This is a genomic window from Mesorhizobium sp. M0904 (assembly GCF_040319475.1).
Taxonomy (GTDB): Bacteria; Pseudomonadota; Alphaproteobacteria; order Rhizobiales; family Rhizobiaceae; genus Mesorhizobium.
Map to the genome: position 1 here is coordinate 63,663 of NZ_JAMYOC010000007.1, position 25,796 is coordinate 89,458.

Below are 25,796 nucleotides of genomic sequence, written 5' to 3' on the forward strand. Positions count from 1 at the left end.
ACGCCCCGAGGCACAACAATTTTCGCCTTTGACATCATTTACTTGGGTTGGCGGTCGCAATAGGCCCACACCGACGTCGAATTCCCTCTGCCTGGCCGGAATGTCACGATGCATCGAGCCGCCTACCTTTTCCTGCTGTTCACCACCTTGCTGTGGGGCGGCAACTCCGTGGCCGGCAAGCTGGCGGTCGACCACATTTCGCCGATGACGCTGGTCTTCCTGCGCTGGACTCTGGCCGTTCTGATCCTGCTGCCGATCGGCTGGCGAACGCTGCATCAGGACTGGCCAGTGGTGCGTCGGCACTGGTTGCTGCTTGGCGGGCTCGGCGCTTGCGGCTTCGCCTTTTTCAATGCGATCTTCTACACGGCGCTCAACTACACGACGGCAATCAACGTCTCGATCGAGCAGGCGGCGATACCGATCGTGATCATCATCGCCAATTTCGTGCTGTTTCGCCTGCGGGTGAACCGGGTGCAGATCGCTGGCGTCGTGCTGACCATCATCGGCGTCGCGGTGACGGCGAGCCATGGCGACCTGCGCCAGCTTCTCAAGCTGGATCTCAACTTCGGCGACGCGATCATGCTGGTCGCCGTGCTTTGCTACTCCTTCTATTCGGTGGGGTTGCGGCTGAAGCCGGTCATCCGCTGGCAGAGCCTGATGCTGGCGCTGTCGGTTGCCGCACTCATCACATCGCTGCCTTTCTTCCTGTGGGAGATTGCCGCCGGCAAGGTCATCGTCCCCGACGCCCGCGGCTGGGCTGTCGCGTTCTATACTGCCATCGGTGCTTCGGTCATCTCGCAGATCTTCTATATCAGAGGCAACGAGCTGATCGGCGCCAACCGGGCCGGCCTGTTCATCAATCTGGTGCCGATCTTCGGTACGCTGCTATCGGTGCTGATTGTCGGTGAGACATTCCAGCTCTATCAGGCGCTGGCTCTCGCGCTGGTGCTCGGTGGCATCAGCCTCGCCGAATACAGCGGACGGAAGATGGCGGCATCCGCTGCTGAATGAAGTCGCTTGCCGCGACGTTCCGCCGCCCCGCGTGCTGCTGCACACGGGGCGGCCGAATTTCAGGCTATCCCCACATCGAAATGCAGCCGCTTGGCGGAGTCGATCGATTTGTGCGAGCGCACCTGCGCCAACACGTTTTCCGGGAACGGCGCATCGAGATAGAGCAATGCGATGGCATCGCCGCCCGGCCGGTTGCGGCCGAGCTGGAAGTTGGCGATGTTGACGCCGTTCTCGCCGCACACCGTGCCGAGCAGGCCGATGATGCCGGGCGCGTCGGCATTGGTCGTGTAGAGCATGTGCTGACCGACCTCGGCGTCGAGATTGATGCCCTTGATCTGGATGAAGCGCGGCTTGCCGTCCGAAAAACAGGTGCCGGCGATCGAGCGCGTCCTGTGCTCGGTCTTGACCGTTAGCTTGATATAGCCGTCGAACACGCCCGACTTGTCGCGCTTGACCTCGGCGACGATGATGCCGCGCTCCTTCACCATGATCGGCGCCGACACCATGTTGACGTCGGCGACCTGCGGCCGGATCAGCCCGGCAAGAGTAGCGCTGATCAGCGCCCGCGTATTCATCGTCGCGGTCGAGCCGTCGAACAGGATCTCGACCTCCTTGATCGGATCCTCGGTGACCTGTCCGACAAAGGCGCCGAGCACTTCGGCGAGCTTGACGAAAGGTTTCAGCCGCGGCGCTTCCTCGGCGGTGATCGACGGCATGTTGATGGCATTGGAAACGGCGCCCTTGATCAGATAGTCCGACATCTGCTCGGCGACCTGTAGCGCGACGTTCTCCTGCGCCTCCATCGTCGAGGCACCGAGATGCGGCGTCGCCACCACATTCTCCATGCCGAACAGCGCGTTGTTCTCCGCCGGTTCGACCTCGAACACGTCGATGCCGGCGCCGGCCACCTTGCCGCTCTTCAAGGCCGCGATCAGGTCGGCCTCGACGATCAGCCCGCCACGGGCGCAGTTGATGATACGCACGCCGGTCTTCATCTTTGCGATCGCCGCGGCGTCGATGATGTTGCGCGTCTTGTCGGTAAGCGGGGTGTGCAGCGTGATGAAGTCGGCACGGGCGAACAGCTCGTCGAGCTCGACCTTTTCGACACCGAGTTCCTCGGCGCGGCTGTCCGACAGGAACGGGTCGAAGGCGACGACGTGCATCTTCAGGCCGACGCCGCGCGTAGCGACGATCGAGCCGATATTGCCGCAACCGATGATGCCGAGCGTCTTGCCGGTGATCTCGACGCCCATGAAGCGGTTCTTTTCCCATTTGCCGGCATGGGTTGAGGCGTTGGCCTCCGGTATCTGGCGGGCCAGCGCGAAGATCATGGCGACGGCATGCTCGGCGGTGGTGATCGAATTGCCGAAAGGCGTGTTCATCACGATGATGCCCTTGCGGCTCGCCGCCGGGATGTCGACATTGTCGACGCCGATGCCGGCGCGGCCCACGACCTTCAGCCTGGTCGCGGCGTTGATCAGCTTCTCCGTGACCTTTGTCGCCGAGCGGATGGCCAGCCCATCATACTGGCCGATCACTTCGAGCAGTTTTTCCTTGTCCTTGCCGAGATCCGGCAAATAGTCGACCTCGATGCCGCGATCCCTGAAGATCTGCACGGCGGTGGTGGAAAGTTTGTCTGAGACGAGAACGCGGGGCATTGGCTTGGTCCTTTGCGATTGGCGTCCCTTCCCTTGAGGGGAGGGTCGGCGCGAAGCGCCGAAGTGGGGTCATTGCGGCCGGATGCGGCCAAATCTTTTTTCTTTCTGGATGGCGGATCATTGAGCGGGTGGAGGCGACCTTACCCGGCCTTTCGGGCCACCCTCGCTTCGAGGGAGAGGGAGTCAGGCGGCTGCCTTCAGCGACGCCTTTTGCGCGGCAAAGGCCCAGTCGAGCCAGGGCAGCAGCGCTTCGAGATCGGAGGTCTCGACTGTCGCGCCGCACCAGATGCGCAGGCCGGGCGGTGCATCGCGGTAGGCGCCGATGTCGTAGGCGACGCCTTCCTTGTCGAGCGCCGAGACGATTGCCTTGGCGAACGCAGCCTGTCCATCGGCGTCGAGTGCAGCGACATCCGGATCGGTGAAGGAAAGGCAGACCGATGTGTTCGAGCGCGTCGCCGGGTTGACGGCAAGATGGCCGAGCCAGGAAGATTTTCCGACAAAGCGATCCAGAACAGCGGCATTGGCATCCGCTCTGGTGACCAGCGCGTCGAGGCCGCCGATCGACTGCGCCCAACGCAGCGCGTCGCGATAGTCCTCCACGCACAGCATTGACGGCGTGTTGATGGTCTCGCCCTTGAAGATGCCTTCGATCAGCTTGCCGCCCGAGGTGAGACGGAAGATCTTCGGCAGCGGCCAGGCCGGCTTGTAGCTTTCCAGCCGTTCGACGGCGCGCGGGCTGAGGATCAGCATACCGTGCGCGCCTTCACCGCCCAGGACCTTCTGCCAGGAGAAGGTGACGACGTCGAGTTTCTGAAAATCGAGCTTTTGCGCAAAGGCCGCCGAAGTGGCGTCGCAGATGGTCAGGCCCTTGCGGGTGGCCGGGATGAAATCGCCGTTCGGCACGCGCACGCCCGACGTCGTGCCGTTCCAGGTGAAGACCACGTCGCGGTCGAAATCTATTTTGGTCAGGTCGGGCAGCGCGCCGTAGTCCGCCTCTAACCTGCGCACATCGGCGAGCCTCAGCTGCTTGACCACATCGGTGACCCAGCCGGAGCCGAAGCTCTCCCAGGCGACCATGTCGACGCCGCGTTCGCCGAGCAGCGACCACAGCGCCATTTCGACCGCGCCGGTATCCGAGGCCGGCACGATGCCGATGCGGTAATCCGCCGGAACCTGGAGGATTTCCCGCGTCAGCTCGATCGCTTGTTCAAGCTTGGTCTTGCCGATCTTGGCACGGTGCGAGCGCCCGAGCGCGGCATTTTTGAGCGCCTCGACCGACCAGCCGGGGCGTTTTGCACAGGGACCTGAGGAAAAATTGGGATTTGCCGGACGGAATTCGGGCTTCGTATGCGTCGTCATCGTGGTCTATCCTTCCAGATAGTGGCCCCTCGTTGGGGAGGGGTGGCCCACGGACGGCGATATGCGTTCAGGCTTTCGGCGTCAAGGGGAAAGTTTTTGTCGCTGTCGGGATACCGCCTGCCTTTGGAAAAAAAGTGCCACAACGCAAACGGCGGGCCAAAGACCCGCCATTGTTCACGCCTCAGCTTCGATCGAGCCTACCAGAGGTCGTATCGCAGTCCGACTTTGACCTGGTGATTATTGATCCCTTTGCGGATCGGATAAGAAGTCAGGCTTTCGGCCGTCACATATTCGGCGTCGGGTGCGGAGAAATACTGATACCCCACATCGACTGAGACATTCTTGGACACTTGGTAGGCAAGGCCGGCATTCAGCGTGTAGGCGAAGGAGTATTGGGTCTTGTTGTCACGCAGGACGAAATCGTCGGTGGGGTCGGCGTTGGCGGTGAAGTAGCTCGCCGACAGGCGGCGCTTGCTCTGGAGGATACCGACACCAGCGCCGAGATAAGGCGTGATTCCGACATAGGTGCCAAGGTCGACATAGCCATTGAGTATGCCTGAGAAGGCATAGTTCTTCAGGGTCGCCGATGCCACGGTCGTTCCGTTGTTATAGCCGACCTCGATCTTGTTGCCGGGCAGATAGCCGGCATTGAGATCGGCGCGCAAATAGTCGTTGAAATGGTAGCCGAAGCCAATGCTGGCGAAGATGGGATCTTCCTTTTCGTCGAAGCTCGCGGGCGTGAAGGCGAAATCCTCATCCCTGAAGCTCTTCTGCACCAGATAGGAGACATCGCCGCGCAGATACCATCCCGAGCCAACCTCGACCGGTACATAATCGGGCGCCTGGTCGACATAGACCGGCGGTTCGTAATCGGCACCAAGCGCCGGCGTCAGCGGCAACACGACGACTGCTGCTAGCGCCAGTGCTACAGGCGATTTGGATGTCATGGTCCTCGGCTCCCGAACTTGGCGCATTCGCAATCGCGCGCCGTTTCAGACAGCATTGTTAACCATAGTGGTTAAGTGCGGGTTAAGGATAACAAGGCGTTAGCAATTGATTTGATCCGCTTTCGCTTCTCAAGTTGGGCGGTGTTCCCGAGCGCCGCAGCATCTTAGGCAGCCAAAACGAAACCGCCCGGCATCAGCCGGGCGGTCGACGAATTCCTGGATTTCAGAAACAACTACTTGGTGTAGACGGGCTCGGGTTCTGGAACGTAGGGCTCCGGCGGCGCGCAGTCCGACCTGCCGAACTGGTAGCGCAGGCCGCCACGCACTTCGTGCACGTTGATGCCTTTGTCATAGCCTGGGCCGACATTGGGGAGGGAGGCATAGTCGAACATCTTACCGCCATTGATGTGGCTGAAGCGGTAGCCGACATCGAGTTTGACGCGATCGGTCAGGCAGTAGGATGCGCCCGCCATGGCAGCATAGGCAAAACGCCAGCCCTTGCCACCGCTATGATCAAATGAACCGTCGCTGTCCACGTTGTGCAGTTCATCCCACTTGACCCAGGCACCGCCGATGCCGGCGCCGACATAAGGCGTGATCCCATGCCAGGTGCCGATGTCGACATAGGCGTTGGCCAAGAGCAGCAGCGCCGAATAGGACGAGGTATCGACGGACGTGCAAGGCGTTTGCTGCGGGCCGCAGAAGCCGTTGGTCGAGCCGCGGAATTTGGACTTGCTCATCCAGTCCAAGGTGAGATCGGTGCGGAAATGCTCGTCGATCTGGTAACCAACACCGCCGCCGGCCGAGAAGGCGCCGTCCAGCTTGCCTGTATCGAACTTGCCGGGATTCTGGGGCGCTACACCGTAGGTGATGTAGTCGCCGCCACGAAACTTCGACCAGTGATAGTCGATGTCGCCACGGATATACCAGCCGCCGAATTCGGCCGGCTGCTCGTAGGCAACCGGTGGTGGCGCCTCCTCGACTACGGGCGGCTCGACGAAATCGGCGGCGAATGCCGGCCCGGCGCCGGCAAACAGCGCGGCCAGGAGGGCCATTCTTGCTGTGTTGAACATGCTTATCACTCCTGAGAACCCTCGAACGGCGAACGCGCCCGAAACGTGATTGACCTCAGTTGTGGATAATGAATCGGAAAGGTTAAAAGGCGTTTAACCGTATTGATTAACCACGAATCTCCAAAAGTCGAGCAATCTGGCGGCCGTTGCTGCAGGCGGAATTGGCGACTCAATAAAAAGCCCGCCGGCAAGGCGGGCTTTGAACCGATGTTGGAGGGAGATCAGGCGGCGCTGCGCGTTTCCGAAATGACCTCGACGATGTCGTTGACGACGGACTCGACAAGTTGTGGGTCGTCGCCTTCCGCCATGACGCGGATGAGCGGCTCCGTGCCGGATGGCCGGATGACCAGGCGCCCGGCCTTGCCGAGGCGATTGCGCGCATCTTCGATCGCTGCCTTGACCGGCGCCTCCTCGAGCGGCTTGCCGCCGGAAATATGCACATTCTTCAACAGCTGCGGCACCGGCTCGAACTTCTTCGACAGTTCGCTCACCGGCCGGTTCTGCCGCTTGATGCAGGCGAGCACCTGCAGCGCCGAGACAAGGCCGTCGCCGGTGGTCGAAAAGTCGGACAGCACGATGTGACCCGACTGTTCGCCGCCGACATTGAGCCCATGGGCACGCATGTGCTCGACGACATAGCGGTCGCCGACCTTGGTGCGATGCAACTGCAGGTTCATGTCGCCGAGGAAGCGTTCGAGGCCGAGATTGGACATTACCGTCGAGACGACACCGCCGCCGGCCAGCCGCCCGCTCTGGTGCCAGGACTCGGCAATCAGCGCCATGATCTGGTCGCCATCGACGATCGCGCCGTTCTCGTCGACGATGACGACGCGGTCGGCATCGCCGTCGAGCGCGATGCCGATATCGGCGCGCACCTCGTGCACCTTCTTTTGCAGGCCGGCCGGATGAGTCGAGCCGCATTCCTTGTTAATGTTGAAGCCGTTCGGCTCGACATTGATGGCGACGACCTCGGCGCCGAGTTCCCACAGCGCGTCGGGCGCCACCTTGTAGGCGGCGCCATTGGCGCAATCCACGACGATGCGCAGGCCCGACAGCGACATTGAGCGCGGCAGCGTGCGCTTGGCGAATTCGATATAGCGGTCATGCACGCCGTCCACGCGTTTGGCGCGGCCGAGCCCATCGGAATCGGCGAGCGCCAATTCGATATCCTTGTCGAGCATCCCCTCGATACGCTCCTCGATCTCATCGGACAGCTTGTAGCCATCGGGCCCGAACAGCTTGATGCCGTTGTCGTAATAGGGGTTGTGCGAGGCAGAAATCATCACCCCGATATCGGCGCGCAGCGAGCGCACCAGCATGGCAACAGCGGGCGTCGGGATAGGGCCGAGCAGGAAGACATCCATGCCGGCGGCGCACAGGCCGGATACCATCGCGTTCTCGATCATGTAGCCGGAAAGCCTGGTATCCTTGCCGAGCACGACGCGGTGGCGGTGGCTGCCGCGCTGGAAAGAGAGGCCGGCGGCCATGCCGACCCGCATGGCGACCTCCGCCGTCATTGGAAACTTGTTGGCTCGCCCACGAATGCCGTCCGTACCGAAATAATGTCCTGCCATGTTCGCCAGCTTCCCGATGGTTCTTTCCGAGCATCTCATGCCATAAAATGGCCCAAGCCCCGTCATCACATTGTATGATTATGGACGACCAATCCTTAGAAAATTGTTGTTTTGTGTGTTTTGCGTCACGCTAGTGTGTTGATTTTCAAGTTCCGAGCCCTTGCTGCGGCAGCAGCATCAGAAACGTCAACTCAAACCTCATCTGGATCCTTTGGTCTGTGGCAGTGTGGCCTTGAACCCGAGTCCGCATCGTGCGGCTCCAGACAGCGGTAGGCTCAGGTCCTCCGCACCCGCCGATTTGACTGGCCGTCATGTGACGCAGTGGCCTCGCTGGGAACCAGCCATATGCGCGCTCTCCGTGCAATGCACCCGGACGAACTTGGCTCGGAGACGGTCCCGGCAACGAATTCATCACCTTAAAGAAAAGAATGCACTTCTAAATTTGTCTCTACGCTACTTAGCATCTGGCGCAACCAGCCGTTGAGCGCTATTGCTGCACTGGGACATATCATGAACTGCCATAGGGAGAAAACGCATGCTCATCCACCGACTTGCCACTTTGACGGGTCTTGCCGTCGCGACCTTGTTCCTGGCGGCGCCTGCCAATGCGCTGACCATGGCCGAGTGCAGCACCAAGTATAACGCGGCGAAGGATGCGGGAACGCTTGGCGGGCAGAACTGGAACCAGTTCCGCAAGGCGCAATGCGGCACCGATGCCACCGCCGCTACGACCGACACCGCCCCGGCCAAGGCCACTGACACCACCAAGGCAGCCGCCGGCGACGATGCGGCACCGGGCCTGACGGCGAAGGAGTGCAGCACCAAGTACCAGGCGGCAAAAGCCGCCGGCACGCTGAACGGCATGAAGTGGAACGATTTCCGCAAGACCCAGTGCGCCGCCGACGCGACGGCAGCCGCACAACCCGCCACCACGACCAAGGCTGCGGCAGCCGCCGACGACGCTGCGCCGGGCCTGACGGCCAAGGAATGCAGCACCAAATACCAGGCCGCCAAGGCTGCCGGCACCCTCAACGGCATGAAATGGAACGACTTCCGCAAGAGTGAATGCGCCGCCGGCGCAACTGCAGCGGCACAGCCTGCCGCGGCACCTGCCGAGGCGGCGACAGCCGCCGCGACCGATTCCGGCAAAGGCCTCAGCATGGCTGATTGCAGCGCCAAATATCAGGCTGCCAAGGCCGGCAACACGCTGAACGGCATGAAGTGGAACGACTTCCGCAAGAGCCAATGCGGCGCCGGCGCAGCCGACGACGACACCCTGCCGGCTCCTGATGCCAAGTATACCGGCGATCCGCAGCCGCCGACCATCACCGCCCCCCAGGGCGTGAAATTCCCGACGGCGATCTCCAAGAAGTATGCAACCGAGACCCCGGCCAAGGGCCGCATGCACACCTGCCTCGACCTCTATTACGCCAACAAGGACGCCAACACGCTGGGCGGCCTCAGGTGGATCCAGAAGGGCGGCGGCTTCTACAGCCTCTGCAACGCCAAGCTGAAGAGCTGACCGGCGCCATCATCATCCGACGATAGGAACCCGCGAGCCGCAAGGTTCGCGGGCTTTTTTGTTATTGCCGAACAAGTGAGAGGGCCTTCCGAGGTCGGACCAACTGTCAGGTCGCGTTCCTTCGCTCCCTCTGTCCGCCGCCGGAAGCAAAGAACCCGCCTCGGAGGGCGGGTCGTCGGCGCCGTTGAGCCCTTGGCGCCGGAAAGGCACGCAATTTGCCCAGGTCGGCGCCGAGTCTCCCTCCCCTTTATGGGGTTAGGGGTCATCGTAGAGCGAAAGCCTCGGCTTTCCACCTGCGATAGCCCTGCCCACAACTGCGGAGATCGGCAGCTTCAGCGCCTTCGAGAACATCAAAAGGAAAACGCCGCGGTTAGAGCCCGCGGCGTTTCGAAGTCGATCTGTCCTGGGCCCTAGCTTGACGGCTGGGGTTCCATGCCGCCTTCGGGCTCGGGGCCCTTCTTGCGGCGGCCGGACTTTGGTACGGCCGAGCCACGGCTCGGCGGCGTGTCGTCGCCGAGGTCACGGGCGGGCTTATTGCCGGCGATCAGCTGCTTGATCTCCTCGCCCGACAGCGTCTCGTATTCGAGCAGGCCTTGCGCCAGCGCGATCCATTCCTTCTTTTTCTTGGTCAGGATTGACCTTGCCGTCGAATAGGCCTCGTCGATCAGCCGGCGCACTTCGGCGTCGATGATCTGTGCCGTCTCTTCCGAGATGTTCTGCGTGCGCGCCACCGAATGGCCGAGGAACACCTCCTCCTGGTTGTCGCCATAGGCGACATGGCCGAGCTTGTCGGAGAAGCCCCAGCGCGTCACCATGGCGCGCGCCAGCTTGGTCGCCTGCTCGATATCGGAGGAGGCGCCCGAGGTGATGTTCTCCTTGCCGAACTTGAACTCCTCGGCGACGCGGCCGCCCATCATGATGGCGAGCCGCGAGATCATGTATTTGTAGCTCATCGAATAGCGGTCGCCTTCCGGCAGCTGCATGACCATGCCGAGTGCCCGGCCGCGCGGAATGATGGTCGCCTTGTGCAACGGATCGGCTGACGGCACGTTGAGCGCCAGAATGGCGTGGCCGGCCTCGTGATAGGCAGTCAACTCCTTCTCGGCCTGCGTCATCGCCGACGAGCGGCGCTCGGCGCCCATCATGATCTTGTCCTTGGCGTCCTCGAATTCGGCCATGGTGACGAGGCGCTTGTTGCGCCGCGCCGCCATCAGGGCGGACTCGTTGACCAGGTTCATCAGGTCGGCGCCGGAAAAGCCCGGCGTGCCGCGCGCGATCACCTTGAGGTCAACGTTGGGCGCCAGCGGCACGTTGCGCACATGCACCTTCAGGATCTTCTCGCGGCCTACGATGTCGGGGTTCGGCACCACCACCTGGCGATCGAAGCGGCCCGGCCTGAGCAGCGCCGGATCGAGCACGTCGGGCCGGTTGGTGGCGGCGATCAGGATGATGCTTTCGTTGGATTCGAAGCCATCCATCTCGACCAGCAGCTGGTTCAGCGTCTGCTCGCGTTCGTCATTGCCGCCGCCGAGGCCGGCACCGCGATGGCGGCCGACCGCGTCGATTTCGTCGATGAAGATGATGCAAGGCGCATTCTTCTTGGCCTGGTCGAACATGTCGCGGACGCGGCTTGCGCCGACGCCGACGAACATCTCGACAAAGTCCGAGCCCGAAATGGTGAAGAACGGCACGTTGGCTTCACCGGCGACCGAGCGGGCGAGCAGCGTCTTGCCGGTTCCGGGAGGACCGACGAGCAGCACGCCGCGCGGGATCTTGCCGCCGAGCCGCTGGAATTTCTGCGGGTCGCGCAGGAACTCGACGATCTCTTCCAGATCTTGCTTGGCTTCGTCGACGCCAGCGACGTCCTGAAAGGTGACGCGGCCATGCGCTTCGGTCAACAGCTTGGCCTTCGACTTGCCGAAGCCCATGGCACGGCCGGAACCGGACTGCATCTGGCGCATGAAGAATATCCAGACGCCGAGGATGAGGATCATCGGCAGCCAGGAGATCAGGGTGCCGAACAGCGAATTGGAGCCGTCGGATTCAGGACGCGCATTGATGGTGACGTTCTTGTCCTGCAGACGCGAAACCAGTGATGGGTCCCCAGGCGAATAGGTCTGGAAGCCGTTGGAGCTGTCCGTGTAATTGCCGGAGATACGGGCGCCGGCGATGGTCACCGACTTGATCCGTCCCGCCCCGACTTCCTGCAGGAACTGCGAATAGGGGACATCGCTCGAGGCCCCACGCGTCTGCGGCGTCTGGAAAAGATTGAAGAGAGCGATGAGCAGGACCGCTATGATCGCCCAGAGCGCGAGGTTGCGATAATTCGGATTCATCAATTGTCCCGTTGGCGCCGCTGGGCGGACACGCGTCGTGAGAGGAAACTTGGCCCTAACATAGGGAGAGCGTCTCCCCTTGCCAAGCATAACAGCAGGTCTCGGTTAAGCTTTCGCCCGTGGTAGGCCGGCACTGTGGCCGCCGAATGGCGAGGCTGGAACCGGCGCCGCGCCAAGCAAGGCGGCGACGGCATCGGCCGGCGCCAGATCGAAGGACGGCAGGAAACGGGCGAAGGGCGCGACTGCCGGATATGCGGCGACAGCCGCCGGCATCGGGCTTTCCCCGGGCAAACCCGGGCCTTCCCCAGGCAGACCAAGGCATTCGCCATCCCGCCATAACGCCGGCTCGGCGGCCAGGGCTGCGCGTACAAGGCTTGCCGGCGTGCCATGCCCGGCAATTGCCCGCTTTGCGGCAAGAGCCGCCCCGAGCGGGGCTACCAACAGCGGCGCGATCAACAATGCACTTGAACTGTCGCCCAATGTGATCCGTCTGCGGCCGTCCCAAAGGGCATTGTCGGAAACCTCGACAGCGGGCGGCAGATCGCGCAATTCGCGATGCAAAAAGATACCGGTACGCCGGGCATCGATCACGGTCCGCGACAATGTGGCACAAAGCGCCCCGGTGCGGAGCCGGCCGAAAAGGGCTCCGCTGCGGGCCTGGTCGGGAAGGAAGGCTGTGCCGCCGGTCGCCGCCAGCAGAATGCGCAGCGCATAAATAGCCGCCCCGCTGTCGCTTTCAGTCGCAAAATCCCGGTCGAGGCGGACGAGGCCGGCGGCTGGCCTGGAGGCCAAGCTGCGGATCAGCATGGCCGCGCGGCGTCCCAATTGCTCACGCTCGGCCGCCACCTTTCTGGCCAACGCTATCGCTTCGGCCACGCGAGGCGCACTATCGCGTTCGGCAAGTGCTGCGCGGACGCGCGGCCGCTCGAAAGCGGTGTCGGCATTGGTCGGATCTTCGATCCAGGCAACCTGTTCACGCCGCAGGAATTCGCGCAGTGCCCCACGCCTTACGCCGAGCAGTGGCCGCACGATCCAGTGCCGCCACTCGTAGAGGGTTGCCGGCGCCATGCCGGCAAGGCCCCGCCCTTCGTCGCGCGGCCTCTCCTCACCTGGCCCGTCGTCACGTGCTTGCCGCATCAGCACCGTCTCGGCCTGGTCGTCGGCGGTGTGGCCGGTCAGGATCAGGCCGATGTCTTCCGCGTCGGCGGCCTCGGCGAGCAGCCGGTATCGGGCTTCGCGCGCGGCGGCGGGCAGGCCGGTCGATGGTTTGTGCCCCGACCAGGCGAGGATGCGATGGGCAATGCCGCGCGCCGCGCACAGCCTGGCCACGGCTTGCGCTTCCGCTGCCGCTTGCGGCCGCAATTGGTGATCGATCGTCACCGCCAGCAATTTCGTTGCCGGGGCGTTACGGTCGAGATGGGCTTTGAGGAGGAGGAGAAGGGCGGTCGAGTCGCTGCCGCCGGACACGGCCGCAACAGCGCCGTTGGAAAAGTCGATCCGCGAAAAATCCGAAAGGTCAGGCCCGGTGTCGAGCGTCATGCATGTCGCCCAAGCGTGGGCCCGGTTTTGCGGCAGCGACACGCAACGGAAAAACTAGCACGCCGCGAGTGCCCTTTCCTGCTTGACCCGCTCCTTGAGCGCGCCGGAAATATCAGGGTAGCGCTTGCCGATCTCGCTGAAAGTGGCACAGGCCACGTCGCGCTGTTTCAGCCCGACCAGTGAAACGCCGAGCTTCAGCAGCATGTCGGGCGCCTTCTTGGCCTTGGGATAGTCCTTGCTGGCAGCGAGGAAAATCTCGGCCGCATCGCGGTATTTCTGCTGGCCGAGCAGCGATTCACCGAGCCAGTAATGCGCATCCGCCGCTTTGGCGTCCCGGGGAAAACGGGCGATGTGATCGCGGAAACCCTGTTCGGCGGTGCTGTAGTCGCCCGACAGGATGAACTGGTAAGAGTTGCGGTAAAGCTCCTCCGGGTCGTTGGTCGATGGGAGTGCCGCGACCACCGTGTCGTCGGATTTACCGGCCTTGTTGCCGGCCGCGCTGGCGCCGTTGGCTGGGGCCGTATTCTGCGACGGCGCGTTCGCCTGCGCATTGCCATCGGCTTCGACGACATTGCCGTTTTTGTCGACGGTGATGGTGCCGAACGTCTTGGGCGGCGCGCCGGGGATCAGCTTGCCGGGATCGCCGTTGGGCGATTCGATGATGACGTCTTCGACGCTTTTGCCGCCGTCTGCTGCCTTGCCCGCGTCGGCCGGAGCCTGCGTTGCCGGGACCTCCGCCACGTTACCGTCGCTGCTGGGCGCGGCCTCGGACTTCTTCTGTCCGGCCGGCTGCTGCGCGCCTTGCGGACCGCCTTCCAACTGCTGGAAACGGAATTCGTTGTCTTCCTGCTGCTTGCGGATCTGCTCCTGCATCTGCAGAACCTGGAAATTGAGTTCCTCGATCTTGCCGTTCATCTGCCGGAGCTGTTCCTCCAGCGCCGGAGTGCCGGTGCCATCCTGTTGTGCGAATTGAACCTGATCCGGCTTTTTCCTTTCGCCGAAAATGCCGGGCAGTTTGATCGTCGGCAGATGGAAGGAAAAACCGCTTTCCGATGACTGCTCGGTGGCGTTTGCCCCGATACCGTCAGCAAGTGCCGCGATACTTGATACGAGCAGCAGCGCAAGCGTGCCGCTCAAGACCGATCTGAAATGCATGTGCCTCTCGCCGTGAAACCATTGTTGCGCGCCTCTCACTCGAAGTAGACCAGCCAACTGGGGACTGGCCAGACGCTCTCGGCTCTTAACAGGACGTGAGACTTCGGCCAAATTTTGTTTGGAGCGAGCAGATATGAAAAAGGCGGCCTCTTGGCCGCCTTTCGCACCAAGTGTTGCATTTATGCCGATCAAGAACCGGCGCCGCCCAGCGTGGTTACGGCGCGGCGGTTCTGCGACCAGCAGGAGATGTCGTCGCAAACCGCGACCGGACGCTCCTTGCCGTAGGAAATGGTCTTCAGGCGCTGCGCCGAAACACCCTTGGCGACCAGGAAGTCGCGTGTGGCGGCAGCACGGCGGGCGCCGAGCGCCAGATTGTATTCGCGCGTGCCGCGCTCGTCGGCATGGCCTTCGATGACGATGGCATACTGCTTGTACTGGTTCAGCCACTGCGCCTGGCGCGACAGCGTCGTCTGCGCATCGGCGCGGATCGAGGACGAATCGGTGTCGAAGAAGATCCGGTCGCCGATATTGACGGTAAAGTCCTGGGCCGACCCGGGCGTTGCCGCGCCAGCGCCGTTGAGGCCGAGATCGGCGGCGCTGTTCGGCGTCTTCTTCGAGGCGCAACCGGTGATCGCGAGCATAGCGACCAGCGCGATCATGACCGGGTTTGTGGTAAGTGCTGCGATACGGCCCATGCCGCCTCTCCTTCGCAATTCGAGTGATTTCATTGATCGTCCAGTAACCACGTTTGGGTTAACCGGCGCTCAAGAAACACGGTTAAAATTTGGTTTCGGCTGCCGTCCGCAACCCTTATGCAGGGGATATCCTGAGGAGCCACCCCGATGAGCCACAATGAGCGCGGACCGTAGGCGGAAATGCGGCCAAAACATGAAAAAGAGGGAATTGAGGAACTGAAGAACTGAGGAATTGAGGAAAGAGATCACCTCAGCTTCTCTCTGAGATTGACCAGCATTCCGTAGATGCGGGCATAGGATTGCAACCAATCGTCGCGTTGCGCCTGTGTGATGTACTCGAGGTCGAACGCATACGAAATCCAGGTCTCCACCTCACTGCATGATCCTATGGCCATCGAAATGAAGCGTGCGAATTCGGGCTTGGAGTGAGTCTGTTTGGCAAAGCCTTCGGCCAAATTGGCGCAGATCGCCTTGCTGGAACGACGTAGTTGATCGGCGAGCGCGAATTGCTCCATTTTCGGAAAAGCAAGCGTGGCTCTGTGTACCCCAAGGGAAACCGCATAGGCACGCTTATAGACTTCTAAATCCCTCGCGTGCTCGATGTAGACCCCTGCCTTCTCCATTCTTCAGTTCTTCAACTCGTCAGTTCGTCAGTTCTTCAATTCCTCAGTTCTTCTTCCATCACTCCAGCAGCGGCGACCAGGCCGGATCCGAGGCGAAGTTCGCCGTCGGGATCGACTGTTCGTTGCGGCCGGTGAGATCGACCGAAACAAGTTTTGGTCCGCCATTGGAATCGCGGAAGAACATCAGCACCCGGCCGTTGGGCGCCCAGGTCGGCCCTTCCTGCTGAAAGCCGGTGGACAGGATGCGCTCACCCGAACCGTCGGTGCGCATGACGCCGATCTGGAATTCGCCGCCGGTCTGCTTGGTGAAGGCGATGAGATCGCCGCGCGGCGACCACACCGGCGTCGAATAGACGCCGTCGCCGAACGAGATGCGGGTCTGGCCCGAGCCGTCGGCGCCCATCACATAGATCTGCGCGCGGCCGCCGCGATCCGAGGTGAACACCACCTTGCTGCCGTCAGGCGAGTAGGACGGTGAGGTGTCGATGGCGGTCGAGTTGGTGAGCCTGGTTGTCGAGCGGCTTCTCAGATCCATGGCGAAGATGTTGGAATTGCCGTCATCGCGCAGCAGGCTCATGATTACCTTCTGGCCGTCCGGCGAAAAGCGCGGCGCAAACGTCATGCCGGGGAAATTGCCGACCAGCTCGCGCTGCCCCGTCTCGATCTGCAAAAGATACACCCGCGGTTGGCCGCTTTCATAGGACATGTAGGTGATTTCCTGCCGGTTCGGCGAGAAGCGCGGCGTCAGCACGATCGATTTGCCGTTCGACAGGTACCGGACGTTGGCGCCGTCCTGGTCCATGATGGCAAGCCGCTTCTTGCGCGCATTCTTGGCACCGGACTCGTCGATGAAGACGACGCGCGTGTCGAAATAGCCCTTCTCGCCGGTCAGCCGCTCGTAGATCGCATCGGCGATGATATGGGCGACGCGCCTGGTATTGGCGTCGTTGGCGAAGAACTGCTCGCCCGACATTTGCTGGCCGGCAAACGTGTCCCACAACCGGTACTGGGCGCGAATGCGGCCGTCAGCCTCCTTGCCGACACTGCCGGTGACCAGCGCCTGCGCATTGATCACCTTCCAGTCTTCGAAGCGCGGCGTGGCATCCGGGCTCGAGATCTTTTCAATGAAAGCGCTTTTGTCGATCGGCGCGAACAGGCCGGAGCGTTTCAGGTCGGCACTGACGATGCCGGAAATCTCGGCGCCGAGCGCATCGCCGCCCTGGAAGTCCGTGATGGCGATCGGCAACGGCTCGACATTGCCCTTATTGACGTTGAGCTCAACGAGCGCCCGCGCCGGCAGGGTGACGGCAACGGTCATACCCAGCGCCATCGCTGCGATCGTCAGGAGCGGCTTGAGGATGGATTTCATGTCTTCTCGCTTCTTTCGCTGATTCTGTGAGCGCCGGGCCTAAAGGCCGAGCATCTCCCTAGGGTCAAAAGTGACCCGAACGTCGGACCAGATGTCTTGCTTGCCCGCCGGAACCTGCAGGCCGGCCATGTCGCATTTCTGAACCGCGCGCACTGCACTTTCGTCAAACGGGCGGTTTCCGCTCGATTTTTCGACAGTAGGCCGGCCATCCAGCTTGCCGGAGGCGTCCAGGTTGAACTGGATCACAGCCACGAAATTCTCCGAACCCTCGAGCCCTACCGGCAGGGTCCAGCAATTACTAAGCTGGGCCTCCAATGCCCCCTGCTCCGATTTCGAAAGCTTCTGGCCCTGATCCTTGTCGCCGCCGAGCGATGCTTGCTGGGTCGAGCGCTTGGCGCCGCCGCCGGACGGCTTCCGCTTGTCGAGCAGAGCCGAAATCTCGTCGGCGTTGAACTGCTTGTCTTCAGATTTCGGCCTGGACGAGGCTTCCTTGACCGGCTTGTCGGCATCCTTGCGCTCGGGCGCCTTGGCGCTTTCGGCCTGGGCCGGCTGCGGCTTCGGCCGAGCCTCGGGTGCTGGCGCCGAGTCCGGAAGCTGCGCCTCCTCGGTCGGCGGTTGCTTGGCAATCGCCTCGGCGACGGCATCCGGCTTGACCTCGGGCTGCGGATCGATCGCGGCGGTCTTGTCCTGCGGTGGCGTGGGCGTCGGCTCCGTGGCCGGCGTCGGCTTGGGCTCGGTCTGCTTGACCGGCTCGGGCTTGACCTCTTCCTTCGGCTGCGGCACCGGCGCGACCTCCGTAGCGGGAATAGGCTTCGGCTCTTCCTTCGGCTTCGGCACGTCCTCGGGTTTGGGCTTTTCGACCGGCGTCGGCGCGGGTGGCGGAGCCGCCGTCATGTCGACTGGCTGGGGCTTGGGCTCAGGTGTCGGCGGCTTGTCGGTATCGACGCTGTTATCGCCGACTTTCTGGGCATCGGGAACGATGTCGGGACGCTGTGTCGGCAGCGGCGCCGGCTTGTCATGCATCACAGACTTCTTGTCGCCTTGCAGGACCTGTGCCGTCGCTTCCATCGGCACGATCTCGACCGACACCGATTCCGCATCGGACGCAGGCATCGCGGGCGGCGAGGACAAGGTGAACAGCCCGAAGGCAATCGCCACCGTATGCAAGATCACCGATGTGGTGAGGCCGGTCCTCATCTTGCGTCTACTGATCCTGTTCCTGCAGTGAAACCAGGCCGATATTCTTGTAGCCGGCAGCCGAGATGCGGGCCATCACCTTCATGGCCGTGCCGTAATCCGTCGCCTTGTCACCCCTGATGAAAATGCGCTCGTCATAGCCCGTCTTCGAGATCGCCTGCAGCTTCGCCACCAGCTCCTCGACAGGGATCTCGGTTTCCTGGAGGTAAATCTGACCGGCCGGGTTGATGGACACGGTTATAGGCTGCGTATCGGCGTTCATCGCCTTGGCCTGCGTATCCGGCAGGTCGATCGGCACGCCGACCGTCAGCAAGGGTGCTGCGACCATGAAGATGATCAGCAGCACCAGCATCACGTCGACCATCGGCGTGACGTTGATCTCCGATATCAAGGCGTGATGGCGGCCGCGCCGCCTGTGGCCGCGCCCGCCGCGTCCTCCGCCACCTGCGCTTACGGACATTCCCATGATCGTTCCTCAGGCCTTCTGCGCGACTTTTTCATCGATTTGGCGCGAGAGTATGGCGGAGAACTCATCCGCAAACCCTTCCATGCGCACCGCGATCTTGCTCGCGTCCGACGACAGCTTGTTGTAGGCGATGACGGCCGGGATGGCGGCGAGCAGGCCGATGGCTGTCGCCAGCAGCGCTTCGGCGATGCCGGGCGCGACCACCGACAGGCTGGTGTTCTTCGAGGCGGCGATCGCCTGGAACGAGGTCATGATGCCGATCACGGTGCCGAACAGGCCGATGAAGGGCGCCGCCGAGCCGGTGGTGGCGAGAAACCCGAGCCGCCCTTCCAGCTTTTCCATTTCGCGGGTCAACGCCAGATCCATCGCCTTGTCGATGCGGGTCTGCAGGCCGAGCGGCGATTTCGCGCCCTTCTCGAAGCTTTTCTTCCATTCGCGCATGGCGGCGACGAAGATCGCGCTCATGCCGGTCGTCTTGCGGTCGGCGAGCGTGCGGTAAAGCTCTTCCAGCGACTGTCCCGACCAGAACACCTGCTCGAAGCGGTTGAGCGCCAGCCGCATGCGGGCATAGGCGACGAGCTTGTCGACGATGATCGCCCAGGTCCAGATCGAGGCGCAGAGCAAGCCGATCATGACCAGCTTGACCACCCAACCGGCCTGCATGAACAAGGCCCAAATCGATAAATGCGCGCCCGGGTCGGCGAGAGCGATGTTTTCCATGTTACGTCCTTAAAGATTTTCCGGGCGTGGCTGGCGGCTGGCCCATGGGCATCCCTTGTGATCCGTTCGCGTTAAGCTTGCGGAATAACCCCAAATGCACCGTTGGCGGCCTTTTCGGGGCAAATATTGGTGAAAGGAAGGCGCTTGGATTCTCCCAATCTTAACCAATCCCTTCATGGACCGTTATGGTTAAGGATGGGTTATGACGTACAGCGCGGCGCATTGCCGCGCCCCGACGAGCCGCCCGGCGATCCTCGCCCCGATCAGGAGTTCCGGATCGTCCGCCTCTGAGCCCTTATTTGCGCGTTCTGGGCGTGAAGGCTGCGATCCAGTCCTTGGGAAAGCGCCGCGGCCGCCCGTTCTCGCCTACAATCGCCGCTTCGACACGCGCCTCGACCAGCACTTCGCTGCCGCGCTTCAACTGTTGCGCCATGACGATGCGGGCGCCGGAGATCTCGTCGGTGCGCGTATCGATGGTCAGGATGTCGTCCATGCGGGCCGAACCGCGGAAGTCGATCTCCATGTGCCGCACCACCCAGGCTATTTTCTCGCCATGCTTGCCCTGGGCAAGCTCGGTGTGGTGGACGCCGGCCAGCCGCAGATAGTCGGAACGGCCGCGCTCGAAGAATTCGAGATAGCGCGCGTGGTAGACGACGCCGGAAAAATCGGTGTCTGCATAATAGACCCGCGCCATCAATCGATGGCCGAATTCCGTCAGCGCGCCGGAAAGCCCGGCGGACAATGCCGATTCACCGTGATCGTCCATTGCGCTGTCCTTTTGGTCCCGACGAGCATCTGTTTTGGCACCACCTGTTTTGCGCATAGACCGGCGATGATCAAGACCTGGAGGGCTGGGCCGGGGAACTGCCAGCAGCAAAGCCATAAGTAGCGGAACTTAGGGCTCTTCCTGGAACAGGCTGATCTGCTGCTGCGCCAGGTCCTTCGGCGCGTCGAGGCCGAGATGCCGCCAGGCATTGGCCGCCAGCACGCGGCCGCGCGGGGTACGCATGATGAAGCCTTGCTGGATCAGAAAGGGTTCGATGATGTCCTCGATGGCATCGCGTGGCTCGGAAAGCCCGGCAGCGATGGTCTCGATGCCGACCGGCCCGCCGCCGAAATTCCGGGCGATCATCGACAGATAACGGCGGTCGAGCGCGTCGAGACCGAGCCCGTCGACCTCCAGCCGCGTCAGCGCCTCGTCGGCGACCTTGCGGTCGACATGACCGTCGCCGGCAACGCTGGCGAAGTCGCGCACGCGGCGCAACAGTCGGCCGGCGATGCGCGGCGTGCCGCGCGCCCGCCGGGCGATCTCCAAGGCACCGTCGTCGCCGAGCGGCATGGCAAGGATGCGGGCGCCGCGCCGCACGATCTGCTCGAGTTCCTCGACCGAGTAGAAATTGAGCCGCACCGGAATCCCGAAACGGTCGCGCAGCGGGTTGGTCAACAGGCCGAGCCGGGTGGTGGCGGCGACTAGCGTGAAGCGGGCCAGGTCGATCTTGACCGAGCGCGCCGCCGGCCCCTCGCCGATGATCAGGTCGAGCTGGAAATCCTCCATCGCCGGATAGAGGATTTCCTCGACCGCCGGGTTGAGCCGGTGGATCTCGTCGATGAATAGCACGTCGCGGTCTTCGAGGTTGGTGAGCAGCGCCGCCAGATCGCCGGCCTTGGCGATGACCGGACCCGAGGTCGAGCGGAAATTGACGCCGAGCTCGCGCGCCATGATCTGCGCCAGCGTCGTCTTGCCGAGGCCGGGCGGGCCGACGAACAGCACATGGTCGAGCGCTTCGCTGCGGCCCTTGGCGGCCTCGATGAAGACTTTGAGATTGGCCCGCACCGCAGCCTGGCCGACGAAGTCGCCGAGCGTCTGCGGCCGCAAGGTCTGCTCGGCGTCCTCGCCGCGTCTGTCGGGAGCAATGAGGCGTGGCGAAAGGCTCATGCGAGCAGTTCCATACCGGGAATGGCCTTGGCAGCGCGCTGATCGAAGGTGACCGTGTGCGAGCAACCTAATTTTCGATTGTGTTCCGCAATCAACGCGTCGGCAAAGTCGACCTGCACTGAATTCGATCGCTCGAGCGCGATGACGATGGCATCGAAGTCTTCGAACTCCAGCGTCTTGATCTTGAGCAGCCTCTGGATTGCGGCCAATACTTGTTCCTTTGGCTGCCTGTAGCGCGAAGCCAACGACCAGCTGAATTCGACCAGCACCATCAAACTCACGAAGCCGGGCATTTCCACACTAAGGCCGCTGCCGAACGCAAGCGCCTTTGCCCGCTGCTCCGGATCATCATTGAGCACCATGCGAAGCAGAACGTTGGTATCGATGCCGATCGACGTCAAGCGGGACCCTCTTGTCCGTCATTTGATCTATCCCCGACAACATGCCGGCCGACTGCATCCCGCACAGCGGCGTCGATTTCCTCCAGCGTAGCGGGACCGCCAGGCGGATCTCCCAAGAATCCGGCGAGGTCGGCAAATCCGAGGTTGCGCGGCGTTCCGATCAGGTAACCATCCATGACCGTCCAGGCGATCGTATCGCCCGTCTTGAGCGACAAGGCGTCGCGGACGTCCTTTGGAATCGTGAGCTGTCCCTTGGAGGTCAGACTGGCATATGCGTCCATATTCTTACTCCTGGAGAAAATTCTTACCGATCACATAGTAGTTGGAATTTCACTTTCCAGCAACGTCTCACCGTGCGAGCTCCTTCAGCCCGAAGCGGATCAGCTTCGATGCGTCCGCCTCCTCACCTGCCGTCTTCAGCGCCGCTGCGACTGCATTGGCGGCGGTGTCGCGCGAATAACCGAGATTGACCAGCGCCGAGACGGCGTCGGTGATCGGCGCCGAGGCAACGCCCTCACCGAGCTCCTGCTTCAGGCCGATGGTGCCGGAGGCAGTGCCTGCATAGGCCGGCGCCTTGTTCTTCAACTCGGTGACGATGCGCTCGGCGACCTTCTTGCCGACGCCGGGCGCACGGCTGACCATGGCGATATCGCGCAGCGCAATCGCATTGGCGAGATCGGCCGGCGCCAGCGTCGACAGGATGGCCAGTGCCACTTTAGCGCCGACGCCTTGCACATTGTTCATCAACAGCCGGAACCACTCGCGCTCCAGCACCGACTGGAACCCATAGAGCCGCAGCATGTCCTCGCGCACATAGATCTCGATGAACAGCACCACCGCCTCGCCCGGCTGCGGCAATGCCGCCAGCGTACGCGCCGAGCAATAGGCGACGTAGCCGACGCCATGCACGTCGACGATGCAGAAATCCTCGTCGATCTCGTCCAGCGTGCCTTTTAGCTTGCCGATCATTTGAGCGTGCCGATCATGCCGGGTGGGTTTCCGGAGAGATGATGTCGAGGTCCGGGAAGTAGCTGCGATAGCGCGCAGCATCGCGCGTCAGCAGGCGATGCCCGGCGACAACTGCATGGGCGCCGATAAAGAAATCCGGCAAGGTTCGTTCGCGAATGCCGCCGGCGCGGCGATAGCGCGAGTGCATGACACCGGCAAGGAAGGCTGCTTCCCACGGCACGAATTCACGCTCGATCCTGAGCATGTCGGCTGCCTGGCGAAGGGCCTGCTCCGTTGCAATCAGCGGCGCGAGCTCGGACCAGACGATTGTGTTGATGACAAGCGCGCCGTCGCGCCGGCATGCGGTAATTGCCGACGCAGACCACATTCTCTCCCGTCCGGCAGGACCCCAAACGTCGACCAAGACATTTGTGTCAATCAATGTCGAGGTCTTCACGCGGGCCCCTCAGCCATTTCATATATTCGTCCGTCGTCATGCCCCCCAAATCCAGCGTACCGGCCATACGGCCGAGCATCTGGCTGAATCTGCGCGAGGCTTCCTCCTCCGACATGTTTTCGTTGACCGCCATAACACGAGCGCCGTCCTCGGTGGGAACGAACTCCACCTCCGAACCTGGGCCGATACCCAGATGATCCCGGATCTCCTTCGGGATGGTCACTTGCCCCTTGGTGGTAACGCGCATGGTAATACCTCGTCGGTATTACTTATTGCCGGCCTGAGAACAAGTCAAGAACAAACTTATCCGACCTGCGCCGCCAGCCTGTAGGCGATGCTCTGCCGGTGGTGTGCGTGACAGATAGCGATGGCCAGCGCATCGGCGGCGTCGTCGCTGTCGAAAGTCGCCTTCGGCATCAGCACCTTGACCATCATGTGGATCTGCTTCTTGTCGCCATGGCCGACTCCGATCACCGCCTTCTTGACGGCGTTTGGCGCGTATTCGGCAACGACAAGGCCGGCACGCGCCGGCACCAGCATGGCGATGCCGCGTGCCTGGCCGAGTTTGAGCGTCGCTGCGGCGTCCTTGTTGACGAAAGTTTGCTCGACCGCCGCCTCGTGCGGCATCGCGGCATGCAGGACCTCGGCGAGCCCGTCATGCAATTGGCAAAGACGCATCGCCAGGGCGGCCTTGTCGTCGGACCGCACCGTGCCGGAAGCGACGAAGCGCAACGAATTGCCGAGGCTTTCGACTATGCCCCAGCCGGTGCGCCTCAGCCCTGGATCGATGCCGATGATGCGAATCGCTTCCCCCATCCGTCAAGTCTACCTTCGGGGAACAGCGATGCCAGCGAAATGTGAACAAACCAGAAACGAGGGCTCGTCATGTCCAGAGAGCCTCTGAGACCGTTTTCGAAAGTCGCCCCGGCGAGTCATATGGTGGTGGTTTCGAGAACCGGAGCGCAGCGGACATTTGGGTCCGTGAGCCCACGCGTGATCCCGAGGGGATCATGCGCAATTAAAGTGCTGCAGCGTCCTTTGCGCGTCCAAAAGGACGCGCGGCGCTGCAGGTAAGCGGAGAAGACGCCGCCAGATGGCCGCTGGAGTAGAGTTTCCAACGGTCTCTCAGCCGCGGGCGAAAGCCGTGTTGAGCAGCGTGATCTGGTCGGACACCGGATTGAGGCGACGGCTCGACGGCGGCACCTCGGTGAGGCCGCCATAGATCTCCTCGTCCATGCGGCGCACCAGCGCCTGCAGGCGCAGCGAGCGGTTGACGAGGTCGGTGAAATCGTTCGGCAGTTCGGCCCAGTCGGGCGCCTCCTCATGCGCCGAGGCGGTGTCGAGACGCACCTTGGATTTTTCTGAGGCCACCTGATCGCGGGTCATCTCGCCGGAATTCGCCGCCCGCTGCAAAAGCAGCCACGAGGCGACCTGCATCAGCCTGGTGGTCAGCCGCATCGATTCGGCCGCATAAAGCGTCGCTGCCGGCCTCGACAGCTTTTTGGCCTCGGCGCGGCCCTTGCCGTCGAGATACTCGGCCGCCTGCTCGACCAGGCCCATGCCTTCCTGATAGAGCGGCTTGAAGGATTGGGAGAAAACCCGGCGCTCCGCCAGTTTGATGGTTTTCGCGCCAGCCTTCGAAGGCTCGTTCATTGCTACGCCCCTGCACTTGCCTCAAAGCCGGCCGATTCGGCTCTTGGTCTGCCACATCCGGCAGCCTAAACGACTGAAGCTTGAAAATGCGCTTCGCTGCCGGTGAAGGCAAGCACATGTTTAACAAACGGTTAACGGCCGCATTTAGCCGCTAGACGTCCATGCCTGCGAACAAAAAAAGAGCCGCGGATAAGGCGGCTCTCAGGAGTTTAACAGGGAGGCGTCAAACAAAGTGGCTCCAACCACTCGGTAAGAATCCAGATCACTGGATGGACATAGTAAACGCCTGTAAAGCTTAACGAAGCCTTAACGCGGGGCATATTTTTCGATCAAGGGCCCGGCATCTGTGCCGTAACAGCACAGCTGACCGGCCAGGGCGGCGTTCACACCACTGGCTGGAAGCGGGGGCGACCCGCTTGCGCCATGGTTCCTCCAGATCGTGACCGACATACCGAAACAAAGCGGCACTGCGCGCGACATCGTTCCGAAACAGGCGACGCGCTAAACGCCGCGCTCCTCGCAACGAGGCGGAGCAAACCTTGCGCTCCGGCAATCATGAAAATCTCTCAAGGAGCGAACAATGGACTGGTACTCGGTCGTTAAATTTCTGCACATCGTCTCGGCGATCCTCTGGGTCGGCGGCGGCTTCACGCTGATGCTGCTTGCGGTACGCGCCGACCGTGCCGGAAACGTCGAAGGCATGCTGCAGGCGATGCGCGCCACCGGCGAGCTCGGCAACCGGTTCTTCGCGCCGATGTCGATGCTGACATTGCTCTTCGGCCTCATCATGTGCGGCTTCTGGGTCGGCTTTTCCGATCTGTGGGTGCTGATCGGCCTTGCCGGTTATGCGACGACCTTCTGCATCGGAATGTTCGTCTTCAAGCCGACTGCCGACCGCATGGCAGGCATGATCGCCAAGGATGGCGTGACGCCGGCAGTGCTTGCCCAGGGCCAGCGCGTCCTCAATGCCGCGCGCTTCGACTATTCGGTGATGCTGGTGATCGTCGCAGACATGGTGCTGAAGCCGACGCTGCACGACATCACCATTTTGGGCTGCATGGCGTTCGTGCTGGCAACTGGCGTTGCCCTGGCGCTTGGCAGGACGCGGCCGCTGCTGCCGAGTGCCGCCTGAGGTTTAAGGAATCCGGCGGCGGCCG

The 25,796-nt window shown here is 62.4% G+C and carries 26 protein-coding genes; 3 read left to right on the forward strand and 23 right to left on the reverse strand.

Annotated elements, in window-relative coordinates; translation table 11 throughout:
* Positions 1 to 108 precede the first annotated feature (108 nt).
* The gene (locus tag NKH80_RS09485; protein WP_352991201.1) at positions 109 to 1,011 is read left to right on the forward strand and encodes a DMT family transporter; all 903 of its coding nucleotides are present in this window, start codon (positions 109 to 111) and stop codon (positions 1,009 to 1,011) included.
* Between the two features lie 59 nt (positions 1,012 to 1,070).
* Here NKH80_RS09485 and serA read toward each other — a convergent pair whose 3' ends face one another.
* The 5 genes from serA to glmM all read right to left on the reverse strand — a co-directional run bounded on the left by serA (position 1,071) and on the right by glmM (position 7,622).
* Positions 1,071 to 2,669, reverse strand: coding sequence for a phosphoglycerate dehydrogenase (gene serA / locus NKH80_RS09490; RefSeq protein ID WP_352991204.1), 1,599 nt, complete (start codon positions 2,667 to 2,669; stop codon positions 1,071 to 1,073).
* A gap of 183 nt (positions 2,670 to 2,852) precedes the next feature.
* Positions 2,853 to 4,028, reverse strand: coding sequence for a phosphoserine transaminase (locus NKH80_RS09495; RefSeq protein ID WP_352737785.1), 1,176 nt, complete (start codon positions 4,026 to 4,028; stop codon positions 2,853 to 2,855).
* A gap of 197 nt (positions 4,029 to 4,225) precedes the next feature.
* On the reverse strand, positions 4,226 to 4,975 hold the full coding sequence (locus tag NKH80_RS09500; RefSeq protein WP_352504959.1) for an outer membrane protein: 750 nt from the start codon (positions 4,973 to 4,975) through the stop codon (positions 4,226 to 4,228).
* 233 nt (positions 4,976 to 5,208) lie between these two features.
* Complete coding sequence (locus NKH80_RS09505) at positions 5,209 to 6,048, reverse strand: outer membrane protein (protein WP_352504958.1); 840 nt, start codon at positions 6,046 to 6,048, stop codon at positions 5,209 to 5,211.
* Positions 6,049 to 6,269: 221 nt separating this feature from the next.
* On the reverse strand, positions 6,270 to 7,622 hold the full coding sequence (gene glmM, locus NKH80_RS09510; protein ID WP_292664754.1) for a phosphoglucosamine mutase: 1,353 nt from the start codon (positions 7,620 to 7,622) through the stop codon (positions 6,270 to 6,272).
* A gap of 535 nt (positions 7,623 to 8,157) precedes the next feature.
* Between glmM and NKH80_RS09515 the strand changes: the two genes are divergently transcribed.
* Positions 8,158 to 9,144 (forward strand): hypothetical protein, encoded by a 987-nt coding sequence (locus NKH80_RS09515; RefSeq protein WP_352476110.1) that lies wholly within the window; start codon positions 8,158 to 8,160, stop codon positions 9,142 to 9,144.
* A gap of 410 nt (positions 9,145 to 9,554) precedes the next feature.
* On the opposite strand, the gene ftsH is transcribed toward NKH80_RS09515, so the two are convergent.
* The 18 genes from ftsH to rcdA all read right to left on the reverse strand — a co-directional run bounded on the left by ftsH (position 9,555) and on the right by rcdA (position 24,639).
* The gene (gene ftsH / locus NKH80_RS09520; protein WP_352504956.1) at positions 9,555 to 11,480 is read right to left on the reverse strand and encodes an ATP-dependent zinc metalloprotease FtsH; all 1,926 of its coding nucleotides are present in this window, start codon (positions 11,478 to 11,480) and stop codon (positions 9,555 to 9,557) included.
* Between the two features lie 105 nt (positions 11,481 to 11,585).
* Entirely contained in the window at positions 11,586 to 13,019 is a 1,434-nt protein-coding gene (tilS, locus tag NKH80_RS09525; RefSeq protein ID WP_352504955.1) for a tRNA lysidine(34) synthetase TilS, read from the reverse strand.
* A 54-nt stretch (positions 13,020 to 13,073) separates the two neighbouring features.
* The gene (ybgF, locus tag NKH80_RS09530) at positions 13,074 to 14,174 is read right to left on the reverse strand and encodes a tol-pal system protein YbgF (protein WP_352991208.1); all 1,101 of its coding nucleotides are present in this window, start codon (positions 14,172 to 14,174) and stop codon (positions 13,074 to 13,076) included.
* Positions 14,175 to 14,362: 188 nt separating this feature from the next.
* Complete coding sequence (gene pal, locus NKH80_RS09535; protein WP_023677992.1) at positions 14,363 to 14,869, reverse strand: peptidoglycan-associated lipoprotein Pal; 507 nt, start codon at positions 14,867 to 14,869, stop codon at positions 14,363 to 14,365.
* A 245-nt stretch (positions 14,870 to 15,114) separates the two neighbouring features.
* Positions 15,115 to 15,492 carry a four helix bundle protein gene (locus tag NKH80_RS09540; protein WP_352991211.1) on the reverse strand — a complete coding sequence of 126 codons (378 nt, stop codon included), beginning with the start codon at positions 15,490 to 15,492 and terminating at the stop codon, positions 15,115 to 15,117.
* Between the two features lie 58 nt (positions 15,493 to 15,550).
* The gene (gene tolB, locus NKH80_RS09545) at positions 15,551 to 16,822 is read right to left on the reverse strand and encodes a Tol-Pal system beta propeller repeat protein TolB (RefSeq protein WP_502900933.1); all 1,272 of its coding nucleotides are present in this window, start codon (positions 16,820 to 16,822) and stop codon (positions 15,551 to 15,553) included.
* 78 nt (positions 16,823 to 16,900) lie between these two features.
* Positions 16,901 to 18,058 carry a cell envelope integrity protein TolA gene (gene tolA / locus NKH80_RS09550; RefSeq protein WP_352687204.1) on the reverse strand — a complete coding sequence of 386 codons (1,158 nt, stop codon included), beginning with the start codon at positions 18,056 to 18,058 and terminating at the stop codon, positions 16,901 to 16,903.
* A 7-nt stretch (positions 18,059 to 18,065) separates the two neighbouring features.
* The gene (gene tolR / locus NKH80_RS09555) at positions 18,066 to 18,524 is read right to left on the reverse strand and encodes a protein TolR (protein WP_352504951.1); all 459 of its coding nucleotides are present in this window, start codon (positions 18,522 to 18,524) and stop codon (positions 18,066 to 18,068) included.
* Between the two features lie 9 nt (positions 18,525 to 18,533).
* Positions 18,534 to 19,244: a protein TolQ gene (gene tolQ, locus NKH80_RS09560; protein WP_352489260.1), complete on the reverse strand. Its 711-nt coding sequence runs from the start codon at positions 19,242 to 19,244 to the stop codon at positions 18,534 to 18,536.
* Positions 19,245 to 19,539: 295 nt separating this feature from the next.
* Complete coding sequence (gene ybgC, locus NKH80_RS09565; protein ID WP_352991216.1) at positions 19,540 to 20,010, reverse strand: tol-pal system-associated acyl-CoA thioesterase; 471 nt, start codon at positions 20,008 to 20,010, stop codon at positions 19,540 to 19,542.
* A 129-nt stretch (positions 20,011 to 20,139) separates the two neighbouring features.
* Positions 20,140 to 21,180: a Holliday junction branch migration DNA helicase RuvB gene (ruvB, locus tag NKH80_RS09570; RefSeq protein ID WP_023677999.1), complete on the reverse strand. Its 1,041-nt coding sequence runs from the start codon at positions 21,178 to 21,180 to the stop codon at positions 20,140 to 20,142.
* Positions 21,177 to 21,581, reverse strand: a complete 405-nt coding sequence (locus NKH80_RS09575) for a type II toxin-antitoxin system VapC family toxin (protein ID WP_352991218.1) — start codon at positions 21,579 to 21,581, stop codon at positions 21,177 to 21,179. The genes ruvB and NKH80_RS09575 overlap by 4 nt, the downstream gene beginning before the upstream one ends.
* Entirely contained in the window at positions 21,578 to 21,862 is a 285-nt protein-coding gene (locus NKH80_RS09580) for an AbrB/MazE/SpoVT family DNA-binding domain-containing protein (protein ID WP_352991221.1), read from the reverse strand. The genes NKH80_RS09575 and NKH80_RS09580 overlap by 4 nt, the downstream gene beginning before the upstream one ends.
* A 67-nt stretch (positions 21,863 to 21,929) precedes the next feature.
* Entirely contained in the window at positions 21,930 to 22,550 is a 621-nt protein-coding gene (gene ruvA, locus NKH80_RS09585; RefSeq protein WP_352991224.1) for a Holliday junction branch migration protein RuvA, read from the reverse strand.
* Positions 22,551 to 22,563: 13 nt separating this feature from the next.
* Entirely contained in the window at positions 22,564 to 22,986 is a 423-nt protein-coding gene (locus NKH80_RS09590) for a type II toxin-antitoxin system VapC family toxin (protein ID WP_352991226.1), read from the reverse strand.
* The gene (locus NKH80_RS09595; RefSeq protein ID WP_352504945.1) at positions 22,964 to 23,233 is read right to left on the reverse strand and encodes an AbrB/MazE/SpoVT family DNA-binding domain-containing protein; all 270 of its coding nucleotides are present in this window, start codon (positions 23,231 to 23,233) and stop codon (positions 22,964 to 22,966) included. The genes NKH80_RS09590 and NKH80_RS09595 overlap by 23 nt, the downstream gene beginning before the upstream one ends.
* A 56-nt stretch (positions 23,234 to 23,289) precedes the next feature.
* Positions 23,290 to 23,802, reverse strand: coding sequence for a crossover junction endodeoxyribonuclease RuvC (gene ruvC, locus NKH80_RS09600; protein ID WP_352991229.1), 513 nt, complete (start codon positions 23,800 to 23,802; stop codon positions 23,290 to 23,292).
* 309 nt (positions 23,803 to 24,111) lie between these two features.
* Positions 24,112 to 24,639 carry a protease adaptor protein RcdA gene (gene rcdA, locus NKH80_RS09605; RefSeq protein WP_352991232.1) on the reverse strand — a complete coding sequence of 176 codons (528 nt, stop codon included), beginning with the start codon at positions 24,637 to 24,639 and terminating at the stop codon, positions 24,112 to 24,114.
* Between the two features lie 580 nt (positions 24,640 to 25,219).
* Here rcdA and NKH80_RS09610 point away from each other — a divergent pair.
* Entirely contained in the window at positions 25,220 to 25,771 is a 552-nt protein-coding gene (locus NKH80_RS09610; RefSeq protein ID WP_352991235.1) for a DUF2269 family protein, read from the forward strand.
* Positions 25,772 to 25,796 lie beyond the last annotated feature (25 nt).

Coding starts and splice junctions, on each gene's coding strand:
- ftsH (WP_352504956.1), bottom strand. CDS start 11,480: ATGAATCCGAATTATCGCAACCTCGCGCTCTGGGCGATCATAGCGGTC.
- NKH80_RS09540 (WP_352991211.1), bottom strand. CDS start 15,492: ATGGAGAAGGCAGGGGTCTACATCGAGCACGCGAGGGATTTAGAAGTC.
- serA (WP_352991204.1), bottom strand. CDS start 2,669: ATGCCCCGCGTTCTCGTCTCAGACAAACTTTCCACCACCGCCGTGCAG.
- glmM (WP_292664754.1), bottom strand. CDS start 7,622: ATGGCAGGACATTATTTCGGTACGGACGGCATTCGTGGGCGAGCCAAC.
- ruvA (WP_352991224.1), bottom strand. CDS start 22,550: ATGATCGGCAAGCTAAAAGGCACGCTGGACGAGATCGACGAGGATTTC.
- NKH80_RS09500 (WP_352504959.1), bottom strand. CDS start 4,975: ATGACATCCAAATCGCCTGTAGCACTGGCGCTAGCAGCAGTCGTCGTG.
- tolQ (WP_352489260.1), bottom strand. CDS start 19,244: ATGGAAAACATCGCTCTCGCCGACCCGGGCGCGCATTTATCGATTTGG.
- tolA (WP_352687204.1), bottom strand. CDS start 18,058: ATGAGGACCGGCCTCACCACATCGGTGATCTTGCATACGGTGGCGATT.
- NKH80_RS09610 (WP_352991235.1), top strand. CDS start 25,220: ATGGACTGGTACTCGGTCGTTAAATTTCTGCACATCGTCTCGGCGATC.
- ybgF (WP_352991208.1), bottom strand. CDS start 14,174: ATGCATTTCAGATCGGTCTTGAGCGGCACGCTTGCGCTGCTGCTCGTA.
- tolB (WP_502900933.1), bottom strand. CDS start 16,822: ATGGCGCTGGGTATGACCGTTGCCGTCACCCTGCCGGCGCGGGCGCTC.
- rcdA (WP_352991232.1), bottom strand. CDS start 24,639: ATGAACGAGCCTTCGAAGGCTGGCGCGAAAACCATCAAACTGGCGGAG.
- tilS (WP_352504955.1), bottom strand. CDS start 13,019: ATGACGCTCGACACCGGGCCTGACCTTTCGGATTTTTCGCGGATCGAC.
- NKH80_RS09515 (WP_352476110.1), top strand. CDS start 8,158: ATGCTCATCCACCGACTTGCCACTTTGACGGGTCTTGCCGTCGCGACC.
- NKH80_RS09505 (WP_352504958.1), bottom strand. CDS start 6,048: ATGTTCAACACAGCAAGAATGGCCCTCCTGGCCGCGCTGTTTGCCGGC.
- ruvC (WP_352991229.1), bottom strand. CDS start 23,802: ATGGGGGAAGCGATTCGCATCATCGGCATCGATCCAGGGCTGAGGCGC.
- ybgC (WP_352991216.1), bottom strand. CDS start 20,010: ATGGACGATCACGGTGAATCGGCATTGTCCGCCGGGCTTTCCGGCGCG.
- tolR (WP_352504951.1), bottom strand. CDS start 18,524: ATGGGAATGTCCGTAAGCGCAGGTGGCGGAGGACGCGGCGGGCGCGGC.
- NKH80_RS09595 (WP_352504945.1), bottom strand. CDS start 23,233: ATGCGCGTTACCACCAAGGGGCAAGTGACCATCCCGAAGGAGATCCGG.
- pal (WP_023677992.1), bottom strand. CDS start 14,869: ATGGGCCGTATCGCAGCACTTACCACAAACCCGGTCATGATCGCGCTG.
- ruvB (WP_023677999.1), bottom strand. CDS start 21,180: ATGAGCCTTTCGCCACGCCTCATTGCTCCCGACAGACGCGGCGAGGAC.
- NKH80_RS09495 (WP_352737785.1), bottom strand. CDS start 4,028: ATGACGACGCATACGAAGCCCGAATTCCGTCCGGCAAATCCCAATTTT.
- NKH80_RS09580 (WP_352991221.1), bottom strand. CDS start 21,862: ATGGACGCATATGCCAGTCTGACCTCCAAGGGACAGCTCACGATTCCA.
- NKH80_RS09485 (WP_352991201.1), top strand. CDS start 109: ATGCATCGAGCCGCCTACCTTTTCCTGCTGTTCACCACCTTGCTGTGG.